Source organism: Aliiglaciecola aliphaticivorans (assembly GCF_054782055.1).
Window position 1 is genome coordinate 109450 of record NZ_BAAGTF010000024.1, and the last position, 25545, is coordinate 134994.

Annotated in this window: 25 protein-coding genes; 24 read left to right on the forward strand and 1 reads right to left on the reverse strand. The window is 39.6% G+C overall.

Annotated elements, in window-relative coordinates; genetic code table 11:
- Positions 1 to 23 precede the first annotated feature (23 nt).
- The 3 genes from ACYVIL_RS13750 (at position 24) to ACYVIL_RS13760 (ending at position 1882) form a co-directional block, all read left to right on the forward strand.
- Positions 24 to 299 (forward strand): PqqD family protein, encoded by a 276-nt coding sequence (locus tag ACYVIL_RS13750; protein ID WP_216050583.1) that lies wholly within the window; start codon positions 24 to 26, stop codon positions 297 to 299.
- Positions 300 to 349: 50 nt separating this feature from the next.
- Positions 350 to 829, forward strand: coding sequence for a lasso peptide biosynthesis B2 protein (locus ACYVIL_RS13755; protein WP_460312826.1), 480 nt, complete (start codon positions 350 to 352; stop codon positions 827 to 829).
- Positions 830 to 1435: 606 nt separating this feature from the next.
- Positions 1436 to 1882 (forward strand): REP-associated tyrosine transposase, encoded by a 447-nt coding sequence (locus ACYVIL_RS13760; RefSeq protein WP_460312828.1) that lies wholly within the window; start codon positions 1436 to 1438, stop codon positions 1880 to 1882.
- A 77-nt stretch (positions 1883 to 1959) separates the two neighbouring features.
- Here the strand turns inward: ACYVIL_RS13760 and ACYVIL_RS13765 are convergent, their stop codons facing one another.
- A complete protein-coding gene (locus ACYVIL_RS13765; RefSeq protein WP_460312830.1) occupies positions 1960 to 3813 on the reverse strand; it encodes an asparagine synthase-related protein in 1854 nt (617 codons plus the stop codon).
- A gap of 306 nt (positions 3814 to 4119) precedes the next feature.
- On the opposite strand from ACYVIL_RS13765, the gene ACYVIL_RS13770 reads away from it, so the two are divergent.
- The 21 genes from ACYVIL_RS13770 (at position 4120) to gmd (ending at position 25163) form a co-directional block, all read left to right on the forward strand.
- Complete coding sequence (locus tag ACYVIL_RS13770) at positions 4120 to 4791, forward strand: PEP-CTERM sorting domain-containing protein (protein WP_460312832.1); 672 nt, start codon at positions 4120 to 4122, stop codon at positions 4789 to 4791.
- A gap of 31 nt (positions 4792 to 4822) precedes the next feature.
- Positions 4823 to 4984, forward strand: coding sequence for a lasso RiPP family leader peptide-containing protein (locus tag ACYVIL_RS13775; RefSeq protein ID WP_216050578.1), 162 nt, complete (start codon positions 4823 to 4825; stop codon positions 4982 to 4984).
- 66 nt (positions 4985 to 5050) lie between these two features.
- Entirely contained in the window at positions 5051 to 6094 is a 1044-nt protein-coding gene (locus tag ACYVIL_RS13780; RefSeq protein ID WP_460312834.1) for a hypothetical protein, read from the forward strand.
- A gap of 40 nt (positions 6095 to 6134) precedes the next feature.
- The gene (locus ACYVIL_RS13785) at positions 6135 to 7538 is read left to right on the forward strand and encodes an undecaprenyl-phosphate glucose phosphotransferase (RefSeq protein ID WP_460312836.1); all 1404 of its coding nucleotides are present in this window, start codon (positions 6135 to 6137) and stop codon (positions 7536 to 7538) included.
- A gap of 70 nt (positions 7539 to 7608) precedes the next feature.
- Entirely contained in the window at positions 7609 to 8592 is a 984-nt protein-coding gene (locus tag ACYVIL_RS13790) for an acyltransferase family protein (protein ID WP_460312838.1), read from the forward strand.
- 296 nt (positions 8593 to 8888) lie between these two features.
- Positions 8889 to 10406 carry a lipopolysaccharide biosynthesis protein gene (locus tag ACYVIL_RS13795; protein ID WP_460312840.1) on the forward strand — a complete coding sequence of 506 codons (1518 nt, stop codon included), beginning with the start codon at positions 8889 to 8891 and terminating at the stop codon, positions 10404 to 10406.
- Positions 10403 to 12004, forward strand: coding sequence for an aldolase catalytic domain-containing protein (locus tag ACYVIL_RS13800; protein WP_460312842.1), 1602 nt, complete (start codon positions 10403 to 10405; stop codon positions 12002 to 12004). Before ACYVIL_RS13795 ends, ACYVIL_RS13800 begins: the two co-directional genes overlap by 4 nt.
- Positions 12005 to 12013: 9 nt before the next feature.
- Positions 12014 to 12754 carry a 3-deoxy-manno-octulosonate cytidylyltransferase gene (locus tag ACYVIL_RS13805; RefSeq protein ID WP_460312844.1) on the forward strand — a complete coding sequence of 247 codons (741 nt, stop codon included), beginning with the start codon at positions 12014 to 12016 and terminating at the stop codon, positions 12752 to 12754.
- Entirely contained in the window at positions 12747 to 13403 is a 657-nt protein-coding gene (locus ACYVIL_RS13810; protein WP_460312846.1) for an HAD family hydrolase, read from the forward strand. The genes ACYVIL_RS13805 and ACYVIL_RS13810 overlap by 8 nt, the downstream gene beginning before the upstream one ends.
- Positions 13400 to 14257 carry a 6-hydroxymethylpterin diphosphokinase MptE-like protein gene (locus ACYVIL_RS13815; RefSeq protein WP_460312848.1) on the forward strand — a complete coding sequence of 286 codons (858 nt, stop codon included), beginning with the start codon at positions 13400 to 13402 and terminating at the stop codon, positions 14255 to 14257. The genes ACYVIL_RS13810 and ACYVIL_RS13815 overlap by 4 nt, the downstream gene beginning before the upstream one ends.
- Positions 14254 to 15240: a glycosyltransferase family 4 protein gene (locus ACYVIL_RS13820; protein ID WP_460312850.1), complete on the forward strand. Its 987-nt coding sequence runs from the start codon at positions 14254 to 14256 to the stop codon at positions 15238 to 15240. Before ACYVIL_RS13815 ends, ACYVIL_RS13820 begins: the two co-directional genes overlap by 4 nt.
- Positions 15241 to 16467, forward strand: a complete 1227-nt coding sequence (locus ACYVIL_RS13825) for a glycosyltransferase family 4 protein (protein WP_460312852.1) — start codon at positions 15241 to 15243, stop codon at positions 16465 to 16467.
- Between the two features lie 11 nt (positions 16468 to 16478).
- Entirely contained in the window at positions 16479 to 17813 is a 1335-nt protein-coding gene (locus ACYVIL_RS13830) for an O-antigen ligase family protein (RefSeq protein ID WP_460312854.1), read from the forward strand.
- Entirely contained in the window at positions 17810 to 18943 is a 1134-nt protein-coding gene (locus ACYVIL_RS13835; RefSeq protein ID WP_460312856.1) for a glycosyltransferase family 4 protein, read from the forward strand. Before ACYVIL_RS13830 ends, ACYVIL_RS13835 begins: the two co-directional genes overlap by 4 nt.
- Entirely contained in the window at positions 18940 to 19098 is a 159-nt protein-coding gene (locus ACYVIL_RS13840; RefSeq protein ID WP_460312858.1) for a hypothetical protein, read from the forward strand. The genes ACYVIL_RS13835 and ACYVIL_RS13840 overlap by 4 nt, the downstream gene beginning before the upstream one ends.
- A gap of 36 nt (positions 19099 to 19134) precedes the next feature.
- Complete coding sequence (locus tag ACYVIL_RS13845) at positions 19135 to 20196, forward strand: acyltransferase family protein (protein WP_460312860.1); 1062 nt, start codon at positions 19135 to 19137, stop codon at positions 20194 to 20196.
- 277 nt (positions 20197 to 20473) lie between these two features.
- Positions 20474 to 20680 carry a hypothetical protein gene (locus ACYVIL_RS13850; protein WP_460312862.1) on the forward strand — a complete coding sequence of 69 codons (207 nt, stop codon included), beginning with the start codon at positions 20474 to 20476 and terminating at the stop codon, positions 20678 to 20680.
- A 1-nt stretch (position 20681) separates the two neighbouring features.
- Positions 20682 to 21863, forward strand: coding sequence for a glycosyltransferase (locus ACYVIL_RS13855; protein ID WP_460312864.1), 1182 nt, complete (start codon positions 20682 to 20684; stop codon positions 21861 to 21863).
- The gene (locus ACYVIL_RS13860) at positions 21844 to 22404 is read left to right on the forward strand and encodes a WcaF family extracellular polysaccharide biosynthesis acetyltransferase (RefSeq protein WP_460312866.1); all 561 of its coding nucleotides are present in this window, start codon (positions 21844 to 21846) and stop codon (positions 22402 to 22404) included. The genes ACYVIL_RS13855 and ACYVIL_RS13860 overlap by 20 nt, the downstream gene beginning before the upstream one ends.
- Before the next feature lie 381 nt (positions 22405 to 22785).
- Complete coding sequence (locus tag ACYVIL_RS13865; RefSeq protein ID WP_460312868.1) at positions 22786 to 24045, forward strand: WcaI family glycosyltransferase; 1260 nt, start codon at positions 22786 to 22788, stop codon at positions 24043 to 24045.
- Positions 24042 to 25163, forward strand: a complete 1122-nt coding sequence (gmd, locus tag ACYVIL_RS13870; protein WP_460312870.1) for a GDP-mannose 4,6-dehydratase — start codon at positions 24042 to 24044, stop codon at positions 25161 to 25163. Before ACYVIL_RS13865 ends, gmd begins: the two co-directional genes overlap by 4 nt.
- The last annotated feature ends 382 nt before the right edge of the window (positions 25164 to 25545 follow it).

Below are 25545 nucleotides of genomic sequence, written 5' to 3' on the forward strand. Positions count from 1 at the left end.
AAAACCAATGAGTAGGACGTAATATGCTGAATAGCGACACTAAATATAAACTTTCAGACAAAGCGTTGTTTCAAAAAGTGGTGGATGAGACGGTCATTTTAGACTCTATCAGCGGCCAGTATTACACCCTCGATCCCATAGGTACGGAAATGATTGAAGCCTTGAATACGGGACAGTCTGTAGCTCAGGTGGTGGCCCTCATCGAGCAAAATTACGACGCCACAGTCGACAATATTCAAGCTGATCTTTCAGAGCTTATTGACACAATGAGTGATAAAGGACTGTTAGAAGAAGCTTAGGGCGCAAGCTCCATGGGTAGGACAATGGTTGATTTAGGGAAAACAAACGTATGCAGTTGATCACCTCTTTACCTACCATCGTGCATGCTTATTGGTTATTAGCCAAATGGGATTGGCGCATATCCAAACAGCCCTACAAAAAATGGAAAAAGTATCTCGATAAGAGCTTTAGTGTGAGCAATACAAGCAACCAGTTTGATGCCTATCCCCAACACAAATATCTGCAACAAGCCATCTTGTTTGCCAAAGTAACTCGACACCATTATCGCCCCATGAATTGTCTGCGCCGTTGCTTGGCTTTTCAGGAATTGCTGCTAAGCAAAAATATGCCCTCGACCTTGCACATTGGTGTAAGGTTCAGCTCTGCAACGCCAACCAACACTCAAGAAAATAACGACAAAACCCTTGAAGCCCATTCATGGCTAACCGTAAACGGTTTTATCATTAACGACAGCAAAGAAGTGGTGAATACCTACACCGAAATCACCAACAAAAGCCAATTCTTCCAAGCCAGCATATCTTCCCTATAACCCCGAGGGGAAAGCCCATGGCCTGACATTCATGGCCTAAAGACCATGCTACAGTCACCTGTAGTCGGTGGCTTTAGCCCCGAGGAATGCCCATGGTCTAAAGACCATGCTACAGGCACCTGTAGTCGGCGGCTTTAGCCCCGAGAAACGCCCATGGCCTAAAGACCATGCTACAGGCACCTGTAGTCGGCGGCTTTAGCCCCGAGAGAGCCCATGGCCTAAAGACCATGCTACAGCCACTTGTAGTCGGGTGCTTTAGCCCCGAGAAATGCCCATGGCCTAAAGACCATGCTACAGTCACCTGTAGTCGGCGGCTTTAGCCCCGAGAAATGCCCATGGTCTAACATCCATGGCCTAAAGACCATGCTACAGTCACCTGTAGTCGGCGGCTTTAGCCCCGAGCAAAAACCATGGCCTAAAACCCAATGGCCTAAAGACCATTCTACAGGCCCCGAGAAATGCCCATGGCCTAAAGACAATCCAAGGCCTAAAGACCATGCTACAGGCCCCGAGAAATGCCCCTAAAATTCCCCCCCCAATATTTCTGTACCCCGTCTAAACAATATTCAATCTACACTTAAAATTTGCCATTCAAAGGATTGAATCATGGGCAAAACCCTAACAAAAGGGCGCCGCTCTATAATCGGTCAGGTGTATTTAATTACTGCCTGTACAAAACATCGGGAACCATTATTTATCCAATTTACCTTGGCCAGAATTGTGGTGGCATGCATGAAAAAATCCCAACAAAGGGGCAAAATACAGTTTCTAAGTTGGGTGATTATGCCCGACCACGTGCATTTTTTGATGTCGTTAGAAGGTGATTCGAGCCTTAGCGAGGTAATCGGGTATATCAAAGGCACCACGTCCCATCAAATATGCAAACGATTAAACCGAAAGGGTGGAATATGGCAAGCAGGATTTCATGACCACGCATTACGCAAAGAAGAAAATATAATTGAGGCCGCACGGTACATTGTTGCAAATCCATTGCGGGCAGGAATTGTCAAAAGCCTAAAACAATATCCCCATTGGGATTCAATATACCTGTAGTCGGTGGCTTTAGCCCCGAGAGAGCCTGATGGCCTAACATTCATGGCCTAAAGACAATCCATGGCCTAAAGGCCATGCTACAACATGTGGGTTTGGTACCAGGATTGGGTTAAAATTGCGTATAATAAATCGACGTTTAACGAACCCTTTGGTGAGGCTACTACCTTATCGAAACTGGCTAACAAAATGTCATTATCAACCAACCCTAAATCTTGTAAACCTGGATGGGATAACAACTCACGCAACTCGGTTTTATTTGCACGCACCAAATTCGCAAAATGCTGATCAAATACGGTTTTGTTCTGGTCCCAACACACGCTTTCTGGCAAATGGCTATCCATGGCTTTACGCAACAAATATTTCGGATATCGCCCCTGGATGTGCAATTTCTGCGGCACCGCAAAACTAAACTCCGCTAGCTGCTTGTTGAAAAACGGATGATGTACTGCAATCCCTAAAGGATCGCAAACATGCTGATAAGAGCGCATGCTATTAAAAGTGGAGGTGGTAAATAAGCCCTCATAGCGAGCTCGTTTTGCCCATTGTTTACTTTGAGCAAATGGATTGTGCTTCTCAACCGACTTCAACATGGCTTGTTGTTGAGGCCCTAACCACTGGGGAAAGTGGTCGGCATCTACTGGCTGCTTGCCTAACAAGGTTAACAGTGACTGAGGCAATAATGGCTTAACCAGTACTTGCAGCATGATCCTCATGGGTGACATACCCAACTGTTGAGCAGAATTAAACACCTCTTTAGTCACTCCAAGATCACCACTGGCTAATCTGTCCCGATAAGCAAAGCTGTGACCCCAACACATTTCGTCTCCGCCATTGCCCGTAAACAAATCGTGCCCCCCTAACCGCTGAATCATTTCAGCTTCCTGTTGGTACTTAGGTGAAGCTACCACGCCAGGATTGTGTAACTGAGTAGGGTACAGCTGGGCAAACGAAAGATTGGTAAATTGGTCTAGCTCAACAAAATGACTATGTTGAAGCTTCAGAAAGTCCCGCATTGCATCAATCTTTTCTATCTCGTCACAACTCTGGGTATTCCGATAAGTATGAGAAATGGAATGTAATTCAAACCCAAGGAGATCTGCGTCTTTGCCACCATGCTCACTCAATGAATGTAAAATAGAGGTGATAGAAGTTGAATCCATACCACCGCTCATCTGGCTGAAAATAGGTTCAGGCCGCTTACCCTGTGAACTCAGTGGCAACGCCCCTGCGACACTTTGTTTTAGCACATCGTAAAAAGCCTGCTCATACTCCACTTCATTGGCAAACTTTAGTGAGTGGTTGGGTTGGATATCCCAAAATCGCCGCACAGTTAATTGATTTTCGGCAGTTAAACAGGCGCTGTGAGCGAAGGGGAGCTGATCAATGTTGCTGAACATAGATCGATTCGGATCCGGCCGTCCCGCCAGCCACTGCAGAATCGAAATATTATCCACTTCCGGGGTGAGCAGGGTCGTCATCAACTGCAAATCAGTGGTCACCACAAAGCAGCCCTCTAACCACCCATAAAATAGGGAGCGGGGATTAAACGCAGCGCTACAAAATCGTAATTCAGCAGCATCTGGATGCCAGGAAATGAGGGTAAAATCACCGTCGAGCTGCTCAATGGTTTTCGAATAATCGCTATCGATCAAATCCCAAAGATCGCGATCTTTTAGTGCACCATCGCACACCAAAGGTGCATTTTTTAAACAAAATCGCCCTGCACTCACAATCTTCAGGGGGACGGGTGTATCGGTTTTTAACACCCCATCAGCATCGGCCACCTTACCCAAAAAAACACTAGAATCTGCGCCACCGATCGAGCTGTAACTATCTGATATTACTTGCTTATTTGAGTTTTCATAGTGGCCCTGAATCGCCTCAAAATAACGAGGCGCTTTAGAACCAAATAGAGCAAACAATGTATTCATATAATATTTAGACCTAAATAAAGCTTTCGAACACCGGTAAATTAAGGGTACTATATGCCAAATGTCACTCCACTGTAACAACAAATGACATTATAACCTTTTGTTTACATTAGGTTTTTTCTGTCAGGAATTTTTACAGATCATTTTCGAGTTAACAATGCATTAACATTGAGTTTTGTTAACTGTATGATTTATATGGGAAAAATATATCTGGAATGGCTTTTGCAGTTATTTCTACAGAAGTAATAGCATTAAGTGCATATTCAAGAAATTTTTAAGTTCGCAGAACTAAATAAGGAGCATCACATGATTAAGAAAATAATTGCAGGTTTGTCACTAGTGGGAATGAGCTTAAGCGCTCAGTCTGCCATTATTATCGATGAATCGAATATCACAGGTGCTGATATGGCAGGCCTTGAAGTAACGGCTCTCTTCGGTGATGGTTCATCTGAGGTAGTTACTTGGTCTGCTTACCCAGATGTGATTCTTGGTACTGGCGATCCTATTGCTGATGCAGAAGGTTTTTCCGGTGGGGTAACTGGTACAGGTTGGTCATTGACTCAACAAGGTTTCTCCAGCGGTAACGTTTCACCAGCAGGTGATGTGTATGGTGCTTGGACGTTAACTAATGATGCTGTAGCGAGTGGAATTTTCGCTTTCTCGATCAGCGGTATTGATAGTGGAATTGCATTCGATATCGATTCTGACAATGTGGATACTCCAGATTCAGGTGTGGGTGTTGCTTTCGCAACGGCTAGTGCATTTGATACCGCAATATATACCGACCAAGTAAACGCAGAATACGACGATTTATTTTATTCGTTATCTGTATTGCTTGTTTCTTCACCGATTGCTGAAGGCGAAGAGTTAACATTTGTTGCTGATACTGAAACGCTTAAAGTACCAGAGCCAGCTACTACTGCAATGATCCTAAGCGGTTTATTGTTTGGTGCAGCACGCTTACGTGCAAGAAAATAGTTTAAGATTTAAATAAATAGGGAGACACGTCATGAACAAAGTAAATGTGAACGATTCCGTTAGTGGCAAAAAGCCCTACACCAAGCCAGAATTAACTAACCCTGGTAATCTTGCAGAATTAACTCAAGGTTACGCGGGAAGTATTCCTGATGAGCAAGGCGGACACACAAAACGTAATCCTTTTACAGGTTAATCGTTAGTCTGCTAAAGCTTCTACCTTAGATTCAAACCATGGATTGAACAGAGGCATTAGTTACCAATGCAAGATAAGTATTATTCAACGCCGCTTCATGGCGTTGAATGTTTTTTGCCTGATGCTATTTGCAGTGGTGATAAAACTAACATCTCTGAATTGGCCGTTGAACTTGCGTTTGAAGCAATTAGCCTCGATGTGAACCAGCTCCCAATATGGACATTAAAAGATCAAGGACAGAGATACTTAACCGAATTAAATCTCTTTCCTTATCCCAATACCCATATTACTAAAGCCAAAACCAATTCGTTAGATGAGTCACAAACCTACCTCCCTTCACCTAAAAGCTATGTGCTGAGTGTTAATTGTGAAGGTAAAGGTCGGTTTTTAATTCAGAAAAACAAAATAACCATTGATTGGGATGAAGGCACATCGTCTTCCCACTACTTTCAGACATTGGCCCTGGCCCTGTGGTTAGAAACTCAGCATGTACCTTGCATACACGCAAATGGGTTGAAACGTGGTGAAAAAACCTTCGCATTGGTAGCAAATAGTGGTACGGGCAAGTCAACTTTGAGTGCCAAGCTACAACAAGCTGGATGTGAGTGGCTAACTGATGATATGATTGCGCTGCATCAAATTGGTGCGAATGCAACAGAAAGTAACGCACCAAAAGTTTACCCCAGCTGGCCCATTGCCCGCATGTGGCCCGATTCAGTGGAAAATGCACTTGGTGGTGACGTAGCTAAGCTTAAAAAAGTGCATAACCGTTTTAACAAACGCATATTTGAAATGCCTGATTTATCCGAGGAAAATAAAACTTCTTCAGAACTATCAGTCATCTATATTCTTAATAGAACTGTAACAGATAAGCCTGATAATAGCCTGCACTGTGAAATTGAAAATATCAATTCTAGTCAGGCACTAATCTTGCTTTTACAAAATAGCATTTTGGGTAATGCCTACTCTGCATTGGAATTAGAAAGTGACAGGATACGCCAACTGTCCATTTTGGTTCAAAAAACACAAGTAAAAAAAATCACTTACTCTAGTGGTAAGGAAAATTTGGATTTCGTACGTAAGACTATTTTTGAAGATTTGGATAAATAACGCTTTCATCCCGATTCACAAAAGCAAAGGAACTAGATAAATGAATATGCAAAGTGGTATGGTTAAAAACAATACCAACAAGTTTGCGGCTGCGTATCGACTTGTTGATGTTGTGGTAATTCAACTCGCACTCTTTTGTGCAGTATTGGTTTACGGCTTAGATTATACAAAAGATTATTTTACCTTGTCTCTTATCGGCTCTGTGAGTTTTGCATTGGTGGCCGAGTCGTTTGCGTTGTACCGTTCTTGGCGCGCCGGTTTCTTTAAACAAATCGTGTTTTATACCTTCCTATGTTGGTCATGTGCCTGCATGTTAATTCTAGGTTATTTGTTTTTCTTTAAAATCGCTGAAGACTATTCACGGTTTGCCCTAGCAATCTGGTTTACTATGGCCTTTATGGCGCTAGTTGGCTGGCGGATCATGTTTCAACTTTTCCTGCACAACATGCGCCGCAAGGGTTATAACACCCGCAGTATCGCTATTTTTGGTCTGTCTGAAAAAGGCATCCGTTTAGCCAATGAAGTCATGAAAAATCCTGAAACAGGGTATCGCTTAACTGCAGTCTTTGACGACCGAGCCCCTGAACGCTTAGACGACGACTACCACTATTTACTCCACGGTAACGTAGAAAAGGGTATCGATTGCGCCAAGCGTGGGCTTTACGACGTCATTTATATTGCCTTACCCATCAAAGCTCAGCATCGCATTCAAGAAATGCTCTATCAATTAGGGGATACCACAGCCAACGTACACGTTGTCCCTGATTTATTCATGTATTGCCTAATGCACGGTGAAATGTCTCACGTGGGTGGGGTACAAACCATAAGTGTGTACGACAACCCCATGCAAGGCGGTGTAGCCATAGTGAAACGCTTAGAAGATATTTTATTGTCACTCTCTATCCTAAGCCTTATTTCTATTCCTATGTTAGCCATAGCTGCGGCAGTGAAACTAACATCCAAAGGCCCGGTTATCTTTAAACAAGACCGTTATGGCCTTAACGGTAAAAAAATCAAAGTCTGGAAGTTCCGCTCTATGACGGTAACGGAAAATTCCGACAATGTTATACAAGCGAAAAAGGGCGATAGCCGCATTACTAAAGTGGGTTCCTTTTTACGCCGAACCTCACTCGACGAACTACCGCAATTTATTAACGTGTTAAAAGGCGACATGTCAGTGATTGGCCCCCGCCCACACGCAGTAAAACACAATGAAGAATACAGAAAGTTAGTGGATTACTACATGCTGCGCCACAAAGTTAAACCTGGCATAACCGGCTGGGCTCAAGTAAACGGCTGGCGCGGTGAAACTGACACCGTAGATAAAATGAAAATGCGCATCGAATACGACCTGGAATACATTCGAAACTGGTCACTATGGATGGATTTTAAAATCGTTATTTTTACCGTGTTTCGCAGTTTTACTGACAAGAATGCGTATTGATATGGCGTACGATAGGTGCAATATGGTCGTAATTATTCAAATAAACCTAGTTTTAGCTGGGGGATAGTTTATGAATGTTGCCGTGCAATCAGAGAGAAACATAAATATTGATTTATTACGTGCAATATCAATTTTTGGTGTTGTTTGGATTCATAGTAATACCCTATTTATCGGTAGCAGCGATTTAACTGCAATGATTAGTGAGATATTCCGCTTCAGTGTACCTGTTTTTATAATTGTTTTTTCGTTTTTCTTAGAAAAAGCATATCAGCGTACGAAGACTAATTTTGGTCTATACGTTTTGACTAAGTTTAAGCATCTTTTCGTGGTTTTTGTCTTTTGGAGTACAATTTACTTTCTTATCATCGCAGATTTCAATACTTTAACTTTAAAGAGCCTAATTACGAAACACTGGTCTGGTTACGGGTGGAGTGGACAATATTTTTTTATCATATTATTCCAATTACTATTTTTATTTTGTTTTATTAGAAAAATTGTATTTAATAAATATCTATTAATATTAGCCTCAATAATTTTAATTGGTCTATACATATATTCATCATATGGGTTAATTGAATTATCTACTATTACTCAAAAGGTGTCTGATAGGCCTTTTTGGTTTTGGGTACCTTATGTCCTATGCGGTATTATCATTGCGCAGAATAACACCCTAAATTACCCTATCTACCTAATTGCAGGGGTGTTATTTATACCAGTTGAATTTTACTTTCTTGAAAACTCAGGAGTATCACACTCGCCCTATATTACGCTGAGTGTAATGGTTTCTTCTTGCATTTTTGTGCTGCCATTTTTTTCGAAAAAAATAAAATTAAGTAATTTAATTGAAAAAATAGCTCGTAAGCTAGGAGAGAATACGTTAATAATTTTTGTCGCTAATCCATTAGTAATTATAACTTTGGATTCCATATTCACTTTTAAAATAAACAATTTTAAAGTTTTGGTCTCATTCATCACATGTGCCATTGTTATTACTATTTGCTTATTTTTAGATAAGTTAATTGAACGTATTCCCTCTTCAAAATTTATAAAGTGAATAAAGGTGCTATTGGCTTTTAGATGAAATTTGTATTTATTACCAAAGCCCAAATGTGTTGATATCGTAGTTAAATCAGCGACGAGTTGAATAAGTATAAGCTATCAACTTGCGCTTTGAATTACTCTTTATGGCTTTGGTTTATTGTGTAAACAGAGATTTGGGACAGCATGCTAATGCTTAGAACTTGTGAATTGTAAACCTACAGCATTGAGTTGACAGTTTGTCTTCTGGTTGATGATTTTATACATTTTTTCGCAACATCTTTATTACTGTTTTTTTGGAGTGAGTTAGTGGTGTCAGGCTCTACTGCTACAAGTAGGATATTTTCAGCAAGTATTGCTAACTGGGTGGGTATAGTTCTTAGTTTATTGACTCAAATAGTTTTTGTACCTGTTTACTTGAGCCATTGGTCTGCTGAAACCTATGGTGTTTGGTTACTGCTTATAACCTTCATAGGTTTTGCTGGGCTGATGCAAGGCGCTCATAGAGATTTTATTTATCATGAAAGTTTAAAGCTCGGTAGACAACATATTGATAAAGTTGTCCTGCAGTTATTTTCCGCACTGCCTATAGTTGGTTTAACTTCATTAATTGTATTCTTTGTTGTTTATTTACAATTTCAATTTTCAATTGTTGATTCCTCATTTGGTCTCAACCCTGAATCAAAACAAGATTTTTTGTTGTCTGCGATGATACTAGCTTTCGTTCTTTTAATTTCTGGTCACTATTATGGTTTTTTGCTGGGGCCTGTAATTCTGTTAGGTTATTACCCCTTTATTACTTGGATGAAAGTTGGCATCGCCTTTTTTACGTCAACTATCCCCGTCTTCATTGTTGTTTTTGGTGGAGAGTTGATTGATGCTGTAATAGGGCTAGCCGTCACTACTTTTTTCGTAAATTTAATAGCATCTTATCTGGTATTAAACATATATAAGAAAGAAAATTTGAAATTTTCAAAACCCAATTTAAAATTGGGTTTAAAGCAATTCACAAACTCTACCTGGATGCTAGCTAAACATACTAGCGATATGTTTAGACAGGTCGGAATACGTTTTCTAATTTTACCTTTCGTGGGGGCTGCGGCAGTTGCTCAATTCGCAACTAATCGAACCGTCGCAAATGTTGCTCAACAAAGCATGGCATCACTCACTGGGCCAATCTTGCCCGAATTAATGCGCTATATACATGAAAAAAAACAACTTGAAACTCAAGCGTCATTAGCTTTGTTATGGCTTATGTTATGTTTTGTGATTGCACCTGGTTTCATTGTTTTACAGCTTTTTGTCGAACCTTTATTCGAAATATGGACTGCTGGGGCGATTGAATTTCATCCCATGTTATTTAGCACTCTTTCATCTTCAATACTTATAATGGTTTTGGCGCAGCCAGCAGAAAGCATTCTTCGAGGAAATAATTTATATAAGGTTCAACTGGCAATATCATTAATCGCTTTAGCGGGGTTAATTCTAACAATTTACATTTTTTCACAGACTTTTGGGGTGTTATCAGCAGGCATTGGTTTGCTTGTGGCCGAAACTATGGTTATGAGTTTGTCAGTTTGGAAGGCCCATAACTGGATGACGAGTAAGCAATTAAACTGGCCTTGGCAGTATTTTTTACTTTCTTTTTTAAGTGTTGGTTTAACTGTAATTAGTTTATTACTTATTGCTTATGAACTGGTAGCAACTATATCAGTCGCTTTTATTTTATTACTACAATTCACAATCGCTATAAAATTTTGGCAACTAATGCCTCCACTAGCGAAAGAAAAAGTTTACAAGATTTTAAATAAATTAGGGATACGAAAATGATTAAATTACTGGACTGCACACTCAGAGATGGTGGCTACTACAACGCTTGGAACTTCTCATCTGAGTTAGTCACAGACTACCTTGAAGCGATGGATTCACTCAATGTGGATTTTGTTGAAATAGGCTTGAGAACCCTAAAAAATGAAGGGTTTAAAGGCGGTTGTGCATTCAGTAGTGAGTATTTTTTATCAAGCTTAAATATTCCTAAAAATCTAGAAAATAAAATCGGTGTGATGATAAATGGATCTGAGATAGTAGACAAAACAACACAAATAGAGTCTTTAGAAACGTTGTTTAATAATAGTTCTGATTCAATTGTTTCGTTAGTCCGTATTGCTTGTCATGTCCATGAGTTTGAAGCCTGCTTACCTGCGTCAAAATGGCTAAAGGATAACGGATATTTGGTTGGCTTCAATTTAATGCAAGTTGCCGACAGAGAACTAGAAGAAATTACAAAACTGGCTAAACTTGCCAGTGATTACCCTATAGATTCCCTCTATTTCGCAGATTCAATGGGTAGTTTAAGTCCAGAGCAAGTCAGTCTAATTGTACAAGCATTGCAAGCAGGATGGTCCGGTGAATTGGGGATTCATACACACGACAATATGGGGCAAGCCATCGCAAACTCATTGGAAGCTATTAATGGTGGGGTTACATGGGTTGATGCAACCGTAACAGGTATGGGCCGAGGGCCTGGCAATGGTCAAACTGAATACTTGTCTTTAGCAATCGAAGGCTTAAGAGCACAAACTGGCAATCCAACTAAATTGTTTGAAGTGATCCGCAAACATTTTAAACCCATGCAAGCAAAATTTGGCTGGGGAACTAACCCATATTACTACCTTGCTGGTAAATATGGCATTCACCCAACTTATATTCAAGAAATGCTACAAGATTCTCGCTACAGTGACGAAGACATTATAGCTGTGATTAACCATCTTAAAGTTGAAGGTGGTAAGAAGTTTAGCTTAGGGACTTTAGAATCCGCTCGTCATTTTTATTCTGGAGAGCCACGTGGAAGTTGGAGCCCAAGAAATGAAATAGAAGGGAAGTCTGTTCTGATTATAGGCGCAGGACCAAGCATAAAGGATTATCAAGGTTTAATTGAAAATTATATTAAGACCCATAAACCTTATGTAATTGCACTAAATACACAAATAGATATAGACCAGTCTTTGATAAATATTCGAGCTGCTTGCCACCCAGTAAGGCTGCTTGCAGACTGTCAAGAACATTTAACATTACCCCAACCGTTAGTGACTCCTCTTTCTATGTTACCTGAAGATATAAAGGAAGCTCTTCTTTCAAAAGACGTCTTAGATTTTGGGCTGGACGTAACACCTCAAACATTTTCAGTAAGCGAAAATTATTGCGTCTTACCAAATTCTTTAGTTGTGACCTATGCCTTGGCTATTGCAAATAGTGGTGGCGCGAATAACATTAACTTGGTTGGATTTGACGGATTCGGTGCAGAAGATCCACGCAGCAGCGAAATGGAACAAACGTTGAAAATCTACTTAGACGCCAATGGATTGCCACTTTGCTCTTTAACACCTACACGTTATGACATACCTACTCAATCAATTTTTGGTCTATGAGGGAAAGTCATGAAAACAATTATCGTTATTCCTGCAAGGTATAAATCCAGTCGCTTCCCTGGGAAGCCATTGGTAAAGCTAGCGGATAAGCCCATGATCCAGTGGGTAGCGGAATTAAGTGCAAAAACAGTCGGCATAAAAAATGTTTTTATAGCAACAGATGACAAGCATATTGAGTCAGCAGTCTTGGAAATGGGCTATCAAGTCGTTATGACGTCTGAAAACTGTTTAACTGGCACGGATCGGCTGGCTGAAGTTGCACAAAAAGTTGAAGCTGATATTTATATTAATGTACAGGGTGATGAGCCTCTGGTTGATCCTAAGGATATCCTAAAGGTAATCGATGCGAAAAAAGCCAACCCAAATGATGTAATTAATGGTTACGCTGTTATTGGTGTTAATGAAAACCCTGAGAGTATTAATATCCCCAAAGTGATCTTCACTGAAAATAAACGCATGGTGTATATGTCACGAAAAGCTCTACCAGGGTTTAAAGATGATAAGAATAAGCCTGCAGAATACTACAAACAAGTCTGCATTTACGCATTTAGCAGACAAGAGTTATTAGATTATGGCGCTTTTGGTCGAAAGAGTAAGCTTGAGCATTCAGAGGATATTGAGATCATTCGTTATTTGGAGTGGGGGCAAAGCATCCGAATGGTTGAAACTAGGCCTGGTAGTTTAGCTGTAGATATACCGGATGATGTTGCCAAAGTAGAATTGGCTCTCAAGGAATTACACAATGTCTGAACTGGATATAACACAATATAAAACCCTCGTTTTTGATTGCGATGGCGTGGTTTTAAACTCCAATAAAGTAAAAACTCAAGCCTTTTATGAGGCTACCAAACACTTTGGGGATTCGTCCGCACAGGCTTTGGTGGATTACCATAAACAAAATGGCGGCATTTCACGCTATGCCAAAGTGAAATACTTTATTGACGAGATTTTACAACAAGACTTTGATGAAACACTGTATCAAGATTTATTGAATCGTTTTGCTCAAGCAGTAAAAGATGGACTAATGACCTGTGATATCGCTGAAGGCTTGGCGGAGTTTAAACTTAAAACCCAATCAAAGTGGCTTATTGTTTCGGGGGGCGACCAGAATGAGTTAAGAGAAATTTTTGCAGCTCGCAATTTAAAGCAATATTTTGATGGTGGAATTTTTGGTAGTCCGGATACCAAAGAGGTGATTTTAGAGCGGGAAATATTAGCCCAAAACATCGCTCACCCAGCTCTCTTTTTAGGGGACAGTAAATATGACTATCAAGCTGCATCCTTTGCGAAGTTAGATTTTGTTTTTCTACATCAATGGACTGAAGTAGACGACTGGGAAAATTTTTGTAAGATTAATGATTTACACGACCGTTCTTCAATACAGGGTTTCCTAGCATGAGTCATCAACAAACAATTGAAAAAATAAAAAAAGATTTGTCAGAAGATGTATTTGTCATTGATGCACTTAGAGATACTTTTAAAGGAAAGACTGCATTAGTGATTTCTGCTGGACCATCCGCTGACAATTGGCAAGAAGTTTATGAAAAAGAAAAACATAATAACCCTTTAATAGTATGTATAAAACAGACTCTTAATTTAATAGATATACCTTGCGATATTCACCTTATAAATTCTGCAAATTTAATTAAATATAAATATCAACCAAATACGCTCTCAATAATGACCAGAAACTCTAAAGGTGCTCCCATTTTCGGAAAGTATGATATTGAGTTTCAACTTATGGAAGGATTTAATTACAAACCTAAGTATTACCTAGCAACCAATCAATGCTTTGATTGCTATACACTTGATAAGACTGGGATAATCAGGCCAATAGGGCCGGGCATTATGCACGAAAGTGTTTTTTACACGCTAGTACATATGGGGGTGAATAAGATTATTACTGTTGGGTGGGATATTGCTGATTCAACAGGCGGTAATCGTCATTTTGACCAGGCAAAAGATAGAGGTCAAGATAAACCTTATAGTCCTTCTGAATTTAAAATTAAAATTGAAAAATATCTAACCTACTTAAGACTTTTTTCTGTATATAAAAAATTAGGTTTTTCCAAACGATATCTGAAAGGTTTTATCAATTACTATCTAGGAAATAAAGTAAATTTAGCCGGAATGGCTATCGGTGAAGCTGAAATTGTTTCATCTAGTATTGAAAGCCTAAAGCAATGGTTAGAAAAAAATAATATTACCTTGGAAGTTAACTCTCGTTCTAAATGGGTTAACCAAGAAAAATGAGAATATTAATTTATACACCTTTTTTCTATCCTTCTATGGGGGGCCTTGAAAAGGTTACTGATACTCTTGCAACAGCCCTATATGATAAAGGTAACCACGTTGCGGTCTTCACTCCATGTGCTCTTGGAGAATCAGCCGAGTTAGAACGAGATTACAAAATTATTAGAGATAAATCTAATGTTGCATTGTTTCGAGAAGTGAAAAATTGCGATGTGTTTATCCACAATAGCGTTTCCCTTCGCGCTGTTATACCGCTGTTGTTTTATAGAAAAAAGTGGATTGTTGTACACCACATGATTCTGGCAAATAACACATTGAAACAAAAAGTAATCAGCTATCTGAAAAAATTTGTTTTGAAGTTTGCGCATAATGTCGCAGTTAGTCAATTTATGGCTGATTACTATGGAAATAAATCTAAGGTAATCCCAAATCCGATTGATTTGTCTGTAGCAAAAATTGACTCATTAAATAAAGATAAAGATTTCGTATTTATGGGACGTTTGATTAAAGATAAAGGTGCTCATTTGGCATTAGAAGCGCTTGAAAAACTGGATGAGAATAAAACTTTAACGATCGTCGGTACTGGCCCAGAGGAAGGGAATTTAAAAAGTTTATGCAAAAAATTAAAGCTTTGTAACAGAGTCGTGTTTACTGGCCGATTAAATGGCGAAGATTTATATAATGAGATAAAGCGACACAAAGTTTTATTAGCACCATCTATCTGGACAGAGCCTTTTGGGGTAGTTGTTTTAGAAGGATATGCCTGCGGCTGTAAAGTTGTAGCGAGTGATATTGGTGGTCTGTCTGATGCTGTTGGCGGCTGCGGACAATTGGTTAAGCCGAATGATATTGAAAGCTTAAAAAATGGTATGAGGGTAGCTCTTAAGTCAAATATCAACCGTGACCGTATTGCTGATCATTTGAAAGCACACTCTTCAAATGTAATTGCAGATAAATTTATAAAATTAATCGAATTAGAATAAATGCTTAAACAAAAAATATTATTAGTTCATCCAACGGGAAATCAAAATTCCAAAGCTGTGGCACGTGGTTTAGTCGATGCAGATTCATTACATGTTTTTGTAACGGCATTGCATTTGAATTCTGAACGATGGAATTGGTTGCCATCAAAGCTTGTGGCTGAAATAAAACGACGTGATTTTAGTGAAATAAAATCGCGTATTATATCTGGTTCGCCTTTTAGGGAGGCGCTACGATTGCTTGCGAGTAAGCTAAAATTAAACTTTCTAACCAAGCATGAAGTCGGATTTTCTTCTGTAGATAATGTTTACCGCGCAACTGATCGCTTTGCATCTAAATACCTTAAAAAGCATGCTAATGAAGTATCGGCGGTTTATTGTTATGAAGACGGTGCTTTAGAAACATTTAAAGTCGCCAAACAACTCAATATTAAATGTATTTATGAATTGCCTATCGGTTATTGGCGAACACACCATAGTTTAAATCAAGAAGAGTCTGCGTTGCAGCCAGAGTGGGCCAACTCCTGGAGCGCAACCCAAGACAGTAAGACCAAGCTAGCTCGTAAAGATGAAGAGCTTGCTCTAGCCGATCACATTATTGTGGCCAGTAGCTTTACTCAAAAAACACTTGAAGATTATCCACAACCGATAGCTCCGATTACCGTAGTGCCTTATGGTTGCCCAAATGTAAATGAGTCCCTTGGTCGTAGCTGGTTTCAAGCAACAGACAAGTTAAAAGTGCTTTATGTTGGGGGGATAAGCCAACGTAAAGGTCTTTCTTATCTCGTTGAAGCTATTGCTGCTTTAGAGAATGAAATTGAATTTTCATTTATCGGGAGTGGTTCAGCCTTAAAATCGATGCAAGAAAAATTACCTTATGCATCCTATTTAAATACAATGCCACACTCACAAGTTCTCGAAGTAATGCGTGATCATGATGTCTTGGTTTTTCCAAGTCTATTTGAAGGTTTTGGTATGGTGATTACTGAAGCTATGTCGCAAGGTATGGTGGTGATAGCAACAGATCACACAGCGCTGCCAGATATAGCAGATGAAAACACAGGAATACTTATTCCGGTTCGAGATTCAGGCGCAATAAAAGATGCACTTAATGACTTAATTAGTAACCCCGGAAAAGTTGAGAAAATTGGTAAATCAGCGATGATGTCAGCACAGTCGTACCAGTGGATTGATTACGAGTCGAAAATAGTCAAGGCGGTTGCAAAATGAGGACGGTTGCAATGTCAACTGACACCTCAGTGACTTGGAAAACCCTCCATCCTGTGGGTAAGTTTTTTATCTCTATCTTTTTAATCGTGTTATTTGAAGGTGCCATTCGTAAATGGGTTTGGGGCAGTGCAACCATCCCATTACTTGGGTTGCGAGACTTAATTGTTGCTATTGCTGTTTTTTGGGGCTTTCTTCACCGTTATTATGATGCTCGTGCTATTGGTGAATCTATATTGCTTTTTTGGACGGTTCTCATCGTTGTTTGGACCACCATCCAAATGCTAAGTGGCTTGCAACCCTTGATAGTGGGCGGCATTGGCTTTCGATTTTGGGTGCTTTATCTATGGTTCGCTTTACTCTGTGCCAGGGCACTCAATTGGCAAGACATTGAATATCTGTTTAAAATTTTTGCTTTAACTTTATTGTTTATGGTGCCTTTGGCGCTTGCACAATTTATGTCGCCCCCTAGTGCCTTTATTAATCGGCAGGCTGGGGGAGATGACCAGTTAATTTTTACTGTTGTTAAAGATATTGTTCGAACCACTGGAACTTTTTCATTCACCGTTGGCTTTACCACTTATTTAGCGTTTGTGACACCTGCCGTTTTATGGTTAATGGCCGGTGGTTTAAAAGACCAATTGAATTCATTATTGCGATTACTCATTATTGGATTGTTTTTTGTTGGGGTTTTAATCAGTGGATCTCGGGGGGCAATTATGACGACCCTTTTCTTTATAGGTATGTGGCTTTTGGCACTTATATTCGCTAACAAAATTCCTAAAATATCCCCAAGCAAAATGTTATTTGGCTTAGCAGGGCTGATTGTTTTATTTTTCTTACTTTTTCCTGTTATAGAAAGGTCTTATGAGGCAAATGCTCAGCGTTTTGATAACGCCGCTGCATCGGAAGATGTAGGAGGGCGGATTAAAGGGATGTACATGGGGGCTGATGAAACTTGGGAGCAGTTTGCTCTCCTTGGTTATGGTATAGGTGCAGGAGCGAATGCTTCACGTGGGTTTATGCCCGCCACGAATGATGGCTTCCTTCTAGGTGAGAACGAAGTTGACCGAGTATTAAATGAAGGCGGGGTTGTTGGTATGATGCTCGTCCTGTTTAAGTGGCTATTGATAATCATTGGCCTGTTAAGTGCTTGGAATATATTTAAAAGATATAATGAATTTTTACCTTTATCTATATGGCTAGTAATAGCAATTCAATTACCTACAGGCTCAATTATTGGTCAGCTTACCGTACACGGCTTTTCTTTACTTTTGCTGGGATTAGGTTTTGTCGCTTTAGCTTGTTGGCAGACTGAAAAAAATAGAAGGCGGGGTTTAACAAGATGAAAGTATTAATTGTTGCCAATTATATTTTAAGCCATCAACAAAGTATGCAGCGTTTTGCGGTTATGCTCAAAGAAGGTCTGCTTGCAGAGGGCCATGAGGTTAGGGTAATTCGTCCTGAAGCAATACTATGTAAAGGTGGTCAGGCAGTGAATGGATTAGATAAATGGATAGGGTATATTGACCGTTTTTTTCTATTTCGTTGGCAAATAAAACAAGCCGCTAAATGGGCTGATGTGGTTCATATCTGTGATCACTCAAACGCAATGTACGCCAAATGGATTAATAAACCCTCTTTAGTGACTTGTCATGACCTATTGGCCATCCAAAGTGGTTTAGGATTGATAAAAACGAATAAAACTGGATTTACAGGAAAAGTTTTTCAGAAATGGATTGTCTCCGGATTAAAGGCATGTACTTATGTTGTTTGCGTGTCTAAAAACACACAGGATGAATTAGTCAAAACGTTAAATATCCCGTTAGAGCATACTTCAATTGCCTACAATGCGCTTAATTATCCATATTCACCTATGCTACAGGATGAAGCTTGGAAATTAATTCATAAACGATTACCTAATTTAAAGGCAAGTTACTTTTTCCATTTAGGCGGAAATCAATGGTACAAAAACCGCAAAGGTGTCGCTGAAATTTATTCTCAATTGATTCAATACCCTGACTATAAAGATCATAAGTTAGTTTTAGCTGGTAAGCCGTGGCCTGATGATTTAAGAGATAAAGTAAATGCATTAGGAATAAAAAATAAAGTTATAGAATTCAGTGATTTAACCAATGAGGAGATTCGCGCTTTTTACTCAACCGCTGAAGCATTAATTTTCCCGTCACTCCAAGAAGGCTTTGGCTGGCCAATTGCTGAAGCGCAGGCCTGTGGGTGCAAAGTTATTACCACAGGTAGGGCCCCTATGACGGAGGTAGGTGGTGATGCAGCGATATATATAGATCCTGAAATTCCAGCTCAGGCCGCTGAAACCATTCTTAACCAATTACACGCTGAAAAAGATTTAACAACAAAATCCATTGATAATGCCAAATGTTTCTCTATGAAAGCGATGATTGCAGCTTATACAGCTGGATATAAGCAGGCCAGCTTGATAGACAATGAGGATATGAAATGAAAATACTTAGAGATATCAGTTCAGTAAATCCTGTAGCAGGCGGCCCAATTAACGGCTTGATAAACAGCTCTCGAAAACTTTTATTTAAAAACCATATCGTAACGGTTGTTGCGCTAGATGATCCATTGGGACCGTGGGTTAAGCATCTTAAATAATCATATGTCTAATTTATTGCTAGGTGGAAGATCAATATGGAAAGGTTAAAAGGAATTGATGGGTTGCGTGCAATTGCTGTCTCAATGGTAATATTTTCTCATTCAATCGGAAGTTTCCATTTAAACTCGTTTGGACTTGTAGGTGACTTCTTGGGAAATGGCGGTCTCGGTGTGCGTATTTTTTTTGTTATTAGTGGGTTTCTTATTACCTTTCTTTTGCTAAAAGAGAATAAACTCTTTGGTATTATTGATTTTAATGCTTTTTTTGTGCGACGTTCACTGCGTATTTTTCCGGCCTTTTTTGCCTATATTTTGGTTGTTACATTATTTGCATATTATGATCAGATTAATGTTTCTAAACAGCAAATATTGTCTGCAGCAACTTTTAGTTGGAATTATGGTCATGTTTGGATGGATGATATAGGTCCTGATGGTTGGTTTCTTGGCCATTTTTGGACTCTTGCTCTAGAAGAACAATATTATTTATTCCTCCCATTGACTATTCTGCTTTTTGGGTTAGCTAGGCTCCCATATTACTTGTTGTTTATAACAGTCATGATGCCAATTGTTCGGGTCGTCAGTTATTTTTTGTTTCCTGAAAGTCGTGGGCAATTGGGAATGATGTTTCATACCGCTATTGATCCTATTCTAATTGGGACTCTTGGAGCATTTTTATTTTTTGAAAAAAGTAAAATACTAAACGGTTTTGCCTTTAAAAGTAAACCGTTACTAATATGCGCTATTTTAATTTTATTTTTAATTTCTCCAATGTTGGCGCATAACGTAAGAGGGTATGAAACTGTCCTTGGTATTACAATTGAAAGTTTAATGGTTTTATATGTGATTATCTGGTTACAGTTAAATCCGGGGACGTTTGCAGTTCGTATTCTAGAATCACGAGCTTTGGTTTTTATTGGGATGATTTCTTATAGTCTTTATTTATGGCAACAGCTGTTTCTAACAGAATTGAATACAGTTTTAAACGGGGTCGGAGTGAATGTCATGGCAGTGTTTTTTGTTGCTGTAATTTCTTACTACTTCATTGAAAAACCGTTTCTTAATATTAGAAGAAATAGAAGAAAGGAAGTAATAGTTTGAATGTTAAAAAAGATAGGGAGGGGCTAGTACTAATCTCTCATCCAGATTTGCAGCATTCACATCAGTTCGCTTTGGCTTTATTTGAATCTGGAATGTTGTCGAGTTATATCTCTGGAATACCGATTAGACACTCTACTTCTGAGTGGAGGTGGTCACCAAACGCTTTAGCGTCAAAAATTAAAATCGTGGGGATGCCAAAGCCATTTAAGTGTCATTCTTGGTTATGGCAAATATTGCTTAGATATAGTTGTAAAATTATTACTACAGGCAGGGCACCATGACGGAGGTGGGTGGTGATGCAGCTATATATGTAGAATCTGAAATTCTAACACAGGCCGCTGAAATTATTCATAGCCAATTACATGCCGAAAAAGATTTAAAAACAAAATCCATTGTTAATGCCAAATATTTCTCTATGAAAGCGATGATTGCAGCGTATATAGCGGAATATAACCAAGTCTGCTCACAGAAGGTGGAAGTATAAAATGAAAATTCTTAGGGTAATTCCCTCGGTTGACAAAACTAATGGTGGACCTATCAATGGGTTACTAAATAGCTCAAAAGGACTGGTTGATAGAGGTCATGAGGTTACAGTTCTATCTCTTGACAACCCTAATGAAAAGCATATTGCAGATTTCCCATTTCCGTTAATAACCTTTAAAGGCTCTTTAGGCATATTTAAGTATTCTGCTTTATTTAAATCGTGGCTGAAAGAAAATGTAACTAACTTCGATGTGGTCATCATCCAAGGTGTTTGGCAGTACCACAGTTATGCAACAGCCTACGCTTGTACTTTACAGAAAGTTCCGTATGTATTATTTACCCACGGGATGTTAGACCCTTGGTTTACTGAAAATAATCTTCTAGGGCGTCTTAAAAAAACGCTTTATTGGAAACTATTTGAAAGACATTCAATCAATAATGCGGCTCAAGTTCTGTTTACTTCAAAGGAAGAATTAAGATTAGCCCGAGAGCCATTTTCTCCTTACTCGCCAAATGAAAAAGTCGTGGCCTACGGAAGCCCAGTGCCACTAGTGGATGAAGAAAAGGCTAAAAAGGTGTTCTTTGATTCATTTCCTCACCTAAATAATAAGCCTTTTATTTTGTTTCTTAGCCGTATTCATGAAAAAAAGGGGATAGATCTATTAATTGAAGCCTTGGGTGAGTTGAGCGATAAATACCCTCAGGCGCAATTGGCAATAGCAGGCCCCGATCACAACAACCTAAAGCCCCAGTTACAAGACAGAGCAATAGCTCTGAATATCGAAAAACGAATTAGTTGGTTGGGTATGTTAGATGCAGATGTTAAATGGGGTGCTTTTTATGCCTGCGAAGCCTTTGTTTTACCTTCGCATCAAGAGAATTTTGGCATCGTTGTGTCTGAAGCCTTATCTACAGGAACTCCAACACTAATTACTAAAAAAGTGAACATATGGACTGAAGTGGTCGAAGCTAATGCCGGTTTTGCTGGCGCGGATTCTGTTTCAGGCGTTAAAAGTACTCTTAATTCATGGTGGTCTTTAGATTCCGACAGTAAGTTGGAAATGAAACAAAATGCTCTAAATTGCTATAGGCAAAACTTTTCGATGGAAGCGGCAGTGGATGATTTAGAAAATTGTTTAAATTTAATAGTTGAGCAGAGTAATAATGACCTTTCAAAAGCTTAGTCGTTTTCAAGTGCCTGCGGGCTTTCGAGGCCGAAACGCAATTTGGGTTCAACTATGGTGGATAGTGCAATCGAGCCTATTTGCTTGGTCTCCGCAGTTTGCTTATAAATGGCGCAATTGGTTGCTAAGGTTGTTTGGAGCTAAAATTGGTACAGGCGTCATTATCAGACCAACTGTAAACATAACCTATCCGTGGAAATTGACTATAGGTGACCATGCATGGGTTGGTGATCATGTTGAGCTATATACCCTAGGAGAAATTAACATTGGTGCGAATGCTGTTGTTTCTCAAAAGTGTTATTTGTGCACAGGTTCACATGATTTCCAAGTAGAAACTTTTGATATATATGCAAAACCTATAGTAATTAAACCTGAAGCATGGATAGCCACAGATGTATTTGTTGCGCCCGGTGTTACTATTGGAAAGGGAGCCCTTATTGGGGCTCGAAGTTCTGTTTTTGAAGATATGCCTGAAGGAATGATTTGTTTGGGATATCCAGCAAAGGCGATTAAAAAAAGAGAAATGAAAGCCGCACAGTAAATTAAAGGCAAGTAACTAAACAATTAACTCCTAATCATGATCATTTTTGGTGCAAAACTTGGTTTAAACGCTTGTTAATGGGACAATCGTTTGATTGAAAACTAAGGAGTTAAGCCTAGCCTGCCTTATGTGTGAGCCTGCGCGTTACTTTTCCCTTTAGTTAAAAAAACACCACTGAATAGGCTGTCGAGGTGTCAATTTTTCGAAAAATAAAAACGAATGAACGCATTGGGCTTTATTTTTCACTGTTTCAAATGAATGCAATAATATACCGGTAAATTCACGTTTACTGGTAAGAGATTTGCATAGAGCATTTTAAATAACCTAATCAATTACGATCTTAGGCATGAGTTTGGTAGCAATAATCAATAGGGATATAGCTTGAAGCTGCTTTTAAAAAGTTTAAATTATGCCCCGGAATTAACCGGGATCGGCAAATACAACGGTGAGATGTGTGAAGCTTTTGTGGAACGTGGAGTGGGTGTAACTGCTGTTGTTGCTCCGCCTTACTATCCTGAGTGGCAAATTCATCAGGGTTATCGAAAATTTTGGTTTAAGTCTGAGATTCAAAACGGCGTAGAACTCATTCGTTGTCCTTTATATGTACCGAACAAAGTAACCACCGTTAAACGCTTATTGCATTTGGCAACTTTTGCTTTTACTTCTGGTTTAGCACTTTTCAGTCGTCTTTTTAAAAAGCCCGATGTGATTATTTTGGTTCAACCTACGCTATTTTGTGCACCATTTACTCTTTTGTATGCCAAATTAACAGGTACAAAAACCGTATTACATATTCAAGATTTTGAAGTGGATGCCATCTTTGGTTTAGGGCTGATGGGCGATGGCAAAGCGGCTAGTGTTGCTAAAAAAATAGAACGTTGGTTAATGTCGGGGTTTGATGCAGTCTCCACCATTTCTTTTAGCATGATGGATAACGCTAAAAGCAAAGGTGTACCTGAAGATAAGCTAATACATTTTCCCAATTGGTCGGATACATCCTTTGTGACGCCAGAAACTGATGGTTCTGGATTGCGCCAAAAATGGGGATTTAGCAGCGAAGACAAAATTGTACTTTATGCGGGCAACATGGGCGCGAAGCAAGGTTTGGAGATTGTGTTAGAAGCCGCCAATGCATTACGAGAAAATATCCATATTAAGTTTGTATTTGTTGGCGCAGGGGCCATTGTTGATCAACTCAAATCAATGGCCGATGAACTGCATCTGTCGAATGTGCATTTTAAGCCGCTGCAACCTTGGGAATTAGTCCCTCAATTACTGGCTATGGCCGATATTCATTTGGTGATCCAGAAAAAAGGTGCAGCCGATGCGGTGTTACCTTCAAAACTAACCAATATTTTGTCCGCTGGTGGGCATGCAATTGTCACCGCAGAAGAACATACCGAGTTGGGACGCATAGAAAAGTCACACCCTGGTATCTATGAGTGTATTGAACCTGAAAGTATTGATACACTTGTCACAGCAATAGAGAACTCTATTACCAAAGATACAAAAGAACACAATAAAGTAGCGCGACAATTTGCGTTAAGCTATTTAGATAAAAACACTATCATTGATACTTTTTTAATTAAGTTGGAAAAAATAACGGAATCAAATCCAGATTTTGTAAAGGAAATAAAATGACAAAAAAAGTTGCACTAATTACTGGGGTTACAGGTCAAGATGGTTCTTACCTGGCTGAGTTCTTATTAGAAAAAGGCTATGAAGTTCACGGTATTAAGCGTCGTGCTTCACTGTTTAACACTCAGCGTGTTGACCATATTTATGAAGATGTTCATGTAGAGAACGCTAACTTCAAGTTACATTACGGCGACTTGTCTGATTCGTCTAACTTAATTCGTATCATGCGTGAGGTTGAGCCTGATGAAGTCTACAACTTAGGGGCTCAGTCTCACGTTGCGGTTTCATTTGAAGCGCCAGAATATACTGCTGACGTAGATGCCTTAGGTACACTACGTTTGTTAGAAGCCATTCGTTTCTTAGGCCTTGAAAAGAAAACCAAGTTTTACCAAGCTTCTACTTCAGAGCTTTACGGTGAAGTACAAGAAATTCCACAAAAAGAAACCACACCATTTCACCCACGTTCACCTTATGCCGTGGCAAAAATGTACGCTTACTGGATTGCGGTAAACTACCGTGAATCTTATGGTATTTATGCTTGTAACGGTATTTTGTTTAACCATGAGTCTCCGCGCCGTGGCGAAACCTTTGTAACCCGTAAAATTACCCGTGCTGTTGCTAACATTGCCCAAGGTCTTGAAAAGTGCTTGTTCCTTGGAAATATGGATGCATTACGTGACTGGGGTCATGCAAAAGATTACGTCCGTATGCAATGGATGATGTTGCAACAAGATAAGCCTGAAGATTTCGTTATCGCTACCGGTAAACAAATTTCAGTACGCGAATTTGTGCGTATGTCTGCTGCAGAAGCGGGTATTAGCTTAGAGTTTAGCGGCGAAGGTGTAGATGAAATAGCGACCGTAACGGCTGTTAGCGGTGATGATGCCCCAGGCGTAAGTGTTGGTGATGTGATTGTTAAAGTTGATCCTCGTTACTTCCGTCCTGCAGAGGTTGAAACCTTATTGGGCGACCCAACCAAAGCTAAAGAAAAACTAGGCTGGGTACCAGAGATCACAGTAGAAGAAATGTGTGCTGAAATGGTTCGCAGTGATTTGGACAAAGCCAAGCAACATGCCTTGTTGAAAGAACACGGTTATTCGTTGGCGGTATCCAGAGAATAATCAAAGGTATCTCGCGGGGCTAAAGCACCCGACTACAAATAACTCGCGGGGCTAAAGCACCCGCCTACAAGTTTGTAGCATGGCCTTTAGGCCATGGAAATGTTTGCCATAACGCGCGGGGCTAAAGTACCCGCCTACAAATAACTCGCGGGGCTAAAGCACCCGCCTACAGATTTGTAGCACGGCCTTTAGGCCATGGAATTGTTTGCTATAACTCGCGGGGCTAAAGCTCCCGCCTACAGATTTGTAGCATGGCCTTTAGGCTGTAGGCTCCCCACATTTTTTATACACATATTGTTTCCTTGAGTAGCGCATTTTGCGCTGCTAGGAGCATTGCTGCTGTGACTTTAAAACGTTTATGTAGCAATATCCGTTGAGCTAA